4 protein-coding genes are annotated in these 5,522 nt (G+C 59.7%); all 4 read right to left on the minus strand.

Annotation, left to right across the window (positions count from 1 at the left end; all coding sequences use genetic code 11):
• Nucleotides 1-339 precede the first annotated feature (339 nt).
• A complete protein-coding gene (locus MB824_RS09540; RefSeq protein WP_238748275.1) occupies nucleotides 340-1,239 on the minus strand; it encodes a recombination-associated protein RdgC in 900 nt (299 codons plus the stop codon).
• 125 nt (nucleotides 1,240-1,364) lie between these two features.
• Nucleotides 1,365-2,672 (minus strand): adenylosuccinate synthase, encoded by a 1,308-nt coding sequence (locus tag MB824_RS09545; protein WP_238748278.1) that lies wholly within the window; start codon nucleotides 2,670-2,672, stop codon nucleotides 1,365-1,367.
• Between the two features lie 274 nt (nucleotides 2,673-2,946).
• Nucleotides 2,947-4,512: a YdgA family protein gene (locus tag MB824_RS09550; RefSeq protein WP_238748276.1), complete on the minus strand. Its 1,566-nt coding sequence runs from the start codon at nucleotides 4,510-4,512 to the stop codon at nucleotides 2,947-2,949.
• Nucleotides 4,513-4,720: 208 nt separating this feature from the next.
• A complete protein-coding gene (gene hisH / locus MB824_RS09555; RefSeq protein WP_238748277.1) occupies nucleotides 4,721-5,314 on the minus strand; it encodes an imidazole glycerol phosphate synthase subunit HisH in 594 nt (197 codons plus the stop codon).
• Nucleotides 5,315-5,522: the final 208 nt, after the last annotated feature.

Below are 5,522 nucleotides of genomic sequence, written 5' to 3' on the forward strand. Positions count from 1 at the left end.
TTTTGCCGTACGCTTTACCCAAATTTTGGTGCCGCTTGATAACTGCACTTCTTCTTGCCACGATGTTTCTCCCGAAGCAAACATACAGTCGCAACCCGCCAGCAGCAGTGCTGGCAGCAGGGCAAATACCGGTTTTAATGCTTTCATGGTTTTTCCTTTATTGCATTGGATGGAATGGTTTTAGCTTCGCAACTTCGCTGCGCTACGCAGGCTGCCTGTAGCGGCAGTTTACGTTTTTTTATTTGGCGCGCAAATGCTTTTCAGGCTGCCTGCCCAACGGTTGTTGCTTAAACCGTCGGGCAGGCAGCCTGAAAATTGTGCCGAAGCAGCCTGAAAACTTTAATCCTGCCAGCCGCCCAGATGGGCCACCAGCTCTTCAAGCATATTCGATACGCTTTCGGCCATCAGGATTTGCGAAGCGAAGGCCAGCGCCTCGGCATCGTCACCGCGGTTTTCGGCCTCTTCCTGGAGCACGTCGAGATACTGCACGCGCTTAAGGGTCAGCTCTTCGGTTAGGATAAAGGCGATTTGGTCGCGCCACACCAGGCCGAGCTGGGTGACGCTTTTGCCGTTTTTCACATGCTGCACCACTTCGTCGGCGGTCAGATCCTGCTTGGCCACTTTTACCACCGGCGCCACATCGCCGCTGCCTTTCATCTCGCAGCTGTCATCGAGCTCGAAGCCGCCTGCGCAGCGGCCTTTGAGCAGCCAGTCGGTCATCAGCGAGCCGGGCGACTGTTTGGTGCGCGGCAGCCTGGCTTCCAAGCCGCCGAGCGCTTCGCGCAGTTTGGCCAGCAGGTTTTCGGCTTTGGCGGCCGAAGCGTTGTTTACCAGCAGGAAGCCGCTGCGGGTGTTGCATACCGCCAGCGTGCGGCCAGTGCGGGTAAAGGCGCGCGGCAGCAGATCGTCGGTTACCTGCTCTTTGAGTTCCTGCTTTTCTTTGCGGCCGACGCTGCGGCCTTCGTTGTTTTGGATTTCCTGCACCTTTTCTTCCAAAATGTCGCGGATTACGCCGGCGGGCAGCACTTTTTCCGCGCGCTTGAGCGCCACGCTCCAGGTGAAGTCGGCGGGAAACACCGGCTCCGGCGAAAAGCCGTGGACGGCGGCAAAGCCCTCGCTGAACCAGTCCAAACCGGTAACCGGCGCAAATTCGGCCTCGGCCAGTTTGGCAGACAGGGTTTCGATATCGGGAAGCTGGTTTTTATTGAGCGGATAGAAGCTGATTTGTTTGAACCACATGGCGTTTTTCCTTATGAAAATGGCGGGAAAAGGCAGCCTGAAAAGGCTTTCAGGCTGCCTCAAACCGAAAAAACAAGGCGCCGCCGTTTCAGGCTGCCTGAAAACGGGCGGCGCGGGAGCGGGGCTTAGGCCTCGAAGGGATGGCGGATCAGAATGGTTTCGTCGCGGTCGGGGCCGGTGGAAACGATGGCGATGGGGGCGCCGCACACTTCTTCGATGCGCTGCAGATAGCGGCAGGCGTTTTCGGGCAGCGCGTCGTAGGATTTGGCGCCGACGGTGGATTCTTTCCAGCCGGGCAGGGTTTCGTAGATCGGCGTGCAGCCTGAAACTTCGTGGGCGCCGAAGGGCAGGATGTTGGTGGTGCTGCCGTCGGGCAGGGTGTAGCCCACGCACAGTTTGATTTCGTCGATGCCGTCCATCACGTCGAGCTTGGTGATGCACATGCCGCTGATGCCGTTGATTTGGATGGCGCGTTTGAGTGCGGCGGCATCAAACCAGCCGCAGCGGCGGGCGCGGCCGGTTACCGAACCGAACTCGTGCCCGCGCTTAGCCAAACCGGCGCCCACTTTGTCAAAAAGCTCGGTGGGAAACGGGCCGGAGCCGACGCGGGTGGTGTAGGCTTTCACAATGCCCAGCACATAATCGAGCGCCTGCGGCGGCACGCCCGCGCCGGCCGATGCGGCGCCGGCCACGCAGTTGGACGAAGTAACGAAGGGATAGGTGCCGCAGTCGATGTCGAGCAGCGTGCCTTGTGCGCCTTCAAACAGCAGGCGTTCGCCGTTTTGGATTTTGTCGTAGAGCGTGCGCGAAACATCGGCAAGCATCGGCAGGATGCGGGCGCGGAAGCTCTCAATCACCGCCATCACGCTGTCAAACTCCAGCGGCGCGGCGCCGTGCAGGTGTTCGAGTTGGACATTATAGAGCGCGAGATTGGCGCGGACTTTTTCCGCCACCAGCGCCATATCGCGCAGATCGCCGGCGCGTACCGAGCGGCGGGCGACTTTGTCTTCATACGCCGGGCCGATGCCGCGGCCGGTGGTACCGATTTTGCCCTCGCCCTTGCTGGCTTCGCGGGCTTGGTCGAGCGCGATGTGGTAGGGCAAAATCAGCGGACAGGTGGGGGCGATTTTCAGGCGGCCGGCCACGTTTTTCACGCCCGCTGCGTCCAATTCGTCGATTTCGCCCAACAGCGCTTCGGGGGAAACGACAACGCCGGAGCCGATGTAGCAGTCGAGCGTTTCGTGCAGGATCCCGCTGGGAATCAGGCGCAGAATGGTTTTTTTGCCGCCCACCACCAGCGTGTGCCCGGCATTGTGGCCGCCCTGAAAGCGCACCACGCCGTCGCACTGCTCGGCCAGCCAGTCCACGATTTTGCCTTTGCCTTCGTCGCCCCACTGCGAGCCGACGACTACTACGTTTTGAGCCATAACTATCCTTATCTGCAGGATGGCGGAATGCCTTTCAGGCTGCTTTTCCGCCCCGTTTACACAACAACAAGACGGCTTGCCCGTCTTGTTTGGATTCGGGCGGGACTTTAACACAAATAGCGCCGCTTGGCAGCTACCGCAGCGCCCCGCCCTACCCTGCGGCAGCCTGAAAACGGCGGTTGCCGAATAATGCCCGCCAAGCGGTTTGCGCAAACTTTTCAGGCTGCCTGCAAATCGGAATCTGCAGGCAGCCTGAAAAGTTTCGGGGGCGCTCGGCGGCTTATTTGCCGGCGGCCGGTGCGGATGCGGGCGTATCTTCCAAGCCCTGCCACAAATCATCGTCGGAGCGGGCTTCAAACTGCTTGCCGTTGAGCGTGATACGGTTGCCGGCGATTTCGAGACGGGTCATCACCGCGCCGTTGCTGCGCTTGAGATGGCCTTCGCCGATCATGGTGTCGATGCTGCCGGCCACCAGCAGGCGGATGGTATCGGCAACTTCCTGTTTTTCCTGCTCGCTGTTGGGATCTTCAACGGCAAACAGGCTGCGCGCCTGGGTGATGACGAATTCTTCAATCAGCTTCTGCGATACGTCCAAATCTAGATCGACGCGCATTTTCTTCACCATATCGGGGAAGGATTCGAGATCGGCTTTGCTCAAGCCGTCGAAGCTGAGCTGGCCGCGGCTGTTGACATGCCCCTGCGGGGTTTGGAACTCAAAACGCTTGATGCGGAACAGCGGGTTGTCGGTAAACAGCGGCGCGCCTTCGTTGCGCGCGGCGGCCAGTACCTGATCGCGCGCCTGGTCGCCGGTGTATTTGTCCATGGCGATGCGCTGCAGGCTTTTTTTCATGTCTGCCAGCGCTTTGGCGTTGAGATGCTCGGCGGCGATGTCGATATTGAGCGGGCCATATTGGTTTTCGCCGTAGTTGAGCTTGTCGAAGGCAAACACGCCGCGGCTGTCGATATAGCCGTTTTTCTCTTCGGTTTCGGTGCGGTAGCTGAGTTTGTCCAGGCTGACTTTGCTGGGCGGGATGTCGCCGTTGGGATTGATAAAGGCGCCGATCTGCAGATCGGTAACCATATTGATCAGTTCGTTCAGGCGCACATTGTAGGAAATGCTGTCTTTCCACTCGATTTCAAAACGCCCGAGCTTGGTTTCGGACGAACCGAGCGACAGGCCGTTGCTGCCGGGATAGGTTTTGGCGGCCACTTCGATCTGCTCGGCGTTCAGGCTGCCTTTGTCGGCCAGCACCGCTTTAAAGCCCGGCAGCGTGAAACGGCTTTGGTATTCAGTGAAATTGGCGGCGTAATCGACTTCGGCATCCATGCCTTTCCAATCGAGCTTGATGCCGGAGAGCTCTTCATACTCGAAAGGCGCGACTTTCACCGTATAGCGGCCGCTGCCGTCGAGCTTGATCACATTGTGCGCGCTCACCGGCACCTGCTGGCCGAAAAAGCGCGACAGGGTTTTCTGCACTTCGGGGTCGTACTGGAATTCGGTTTCCACCACCGCGCGCACCGGAGTAAAACCGTCGGCAAAGGGGTAGTGCTTGACATGGTTGACCATCACCACCGGCTTTTCCAGCACCGTTTTCACATTGTCCGGCAGATAGCCGCCGAGATTGGACAGGATTTCGGGATGCACGCGCACCACGGTGGTTTCGGTGGAAGTGAACCAGCCGCGCTCGTATTTGTGCGACACCATATCGAAGAAAAAGGTATCTGCCAAAGCACGGCGCTGGATTTCGAGCGACTCTTGCGCCTTCATGCCCAAATAATTGGGCAGCACGCCGAACACGCCCAAACCACCGAACACCACCGCACCTGCGGCCAGGATTTTTTTCATCGGACTTTTACCCCGAACTGTTTGCAAAGAGCGGCATCATAGCACAAAAGCCCCTGCCCTTGGCTTTCAGGCTGCCTGCGCGGCAGCGGCAGGCAGCCTGAAAAACACCGGCCGATGCCCTTCGTTACCGTCTGCCCCATTGCTTTCGCACCCATCCGGCGGACGGGAAAGCAAGTAAACCCGAGCAGCCTGAAAAGCCGGCAACGGTTTACAGGTTATGCAGGAAGTTGTGCAAGAGACGCGCGCCGCTTTTGCCGGAGCGTTCGGGGTGGAATTGCACGCCGTAGAAGTTGCCCTGCTGCACGGCGGCGGAAAAGGCGCTGCCGTAGTGGCTTTCGGCGACGGTGCAGGCGCCGACGGCAATGCTGTAGCTGTGGACGAAGTAGAAATGGCTATCCTGCGCGATGCCTTCAAATAGCGGATGTTCGGGCTGGTGGCGGACGGTGTTCCAGCCCATATGCGGCAGCGGCAGGCCGTCTGCGTCGAGTATCGCGGTGCGCGCGGGCAGGACACCGAGGGCGGGTACGTCGCCTTCGGCGGAGTACTCGCCGAGCAACTGCATGCCGAGGCAGATGCCCAAAAGCGGCTGTTGCGCGCGACGAATGGGGTCGGCAAGGCCGCGCGCGGCGATGTTGTGCATGGCAGCGGCAGCGGTGCCGACGCCGGGCAGGAGCAGTTTGTCGGCGGCGGCGATGGCAACGGGGTCGGCGCTGATGCGGGCACGGCAGCCGAGACGGGCAAAGGCGGCTTGCACGGAGAAGAGGTTGGCACAGCCGGTGTCGATGATGATGAGGTTGGGCATGGGTGTCTTTCGGATGGAACGGGTTTCAGAAACGTCATCCCCGCGCAGGCGGGGACGGCCTTTGGCCGTAAAAGCACGCGTAAATCTTGTTGCGGGGAAAAGTCAAAAGGCCGTCTGAATCGGGGCAATGTCGGATTCAAGAATCCGACCTTGTATATCGGAACACCCGTATCATAGCAACAAACCGCCCGCCGCCGCCCGCATCCGA

Origin of the sequence: Kingella pumchi (assembly GCF_022288825.1) — a bacterium.
GTDB classification, from domain to species: domain Bacteria; phylum Pseudomonadota; class Gammaproteobacteria; order Burkholderiales; family Neisseriaceae; genus Kingella_D; species Kingella_D pumchi.

Excerpts from the sequence above, each read along its gene's own strand:
- MB824_RS09540 (WP_238748275.1), bottom strand. The coding sequence starts at position 1,239 with ATGTGGTTCAAACAAATCAGCTTCTATCCGCTCAATAAAAACCAGCTT.
- MB824_RS09550 (WP_238748276.1), bottom strand. The coding sequence starts at position 4,512 with ATGAAAAAAATCCTGGCCGCAGGTGCGGTGGTGTTCGGTGGTTTGGGC.
- hisH (WP_238748277.1), bottom strand. The coding sequence starts at position 5,314 with ATGCCCAACCTCATCATCATCGACACCGGCTGTGCCAACCTCTTCTCC.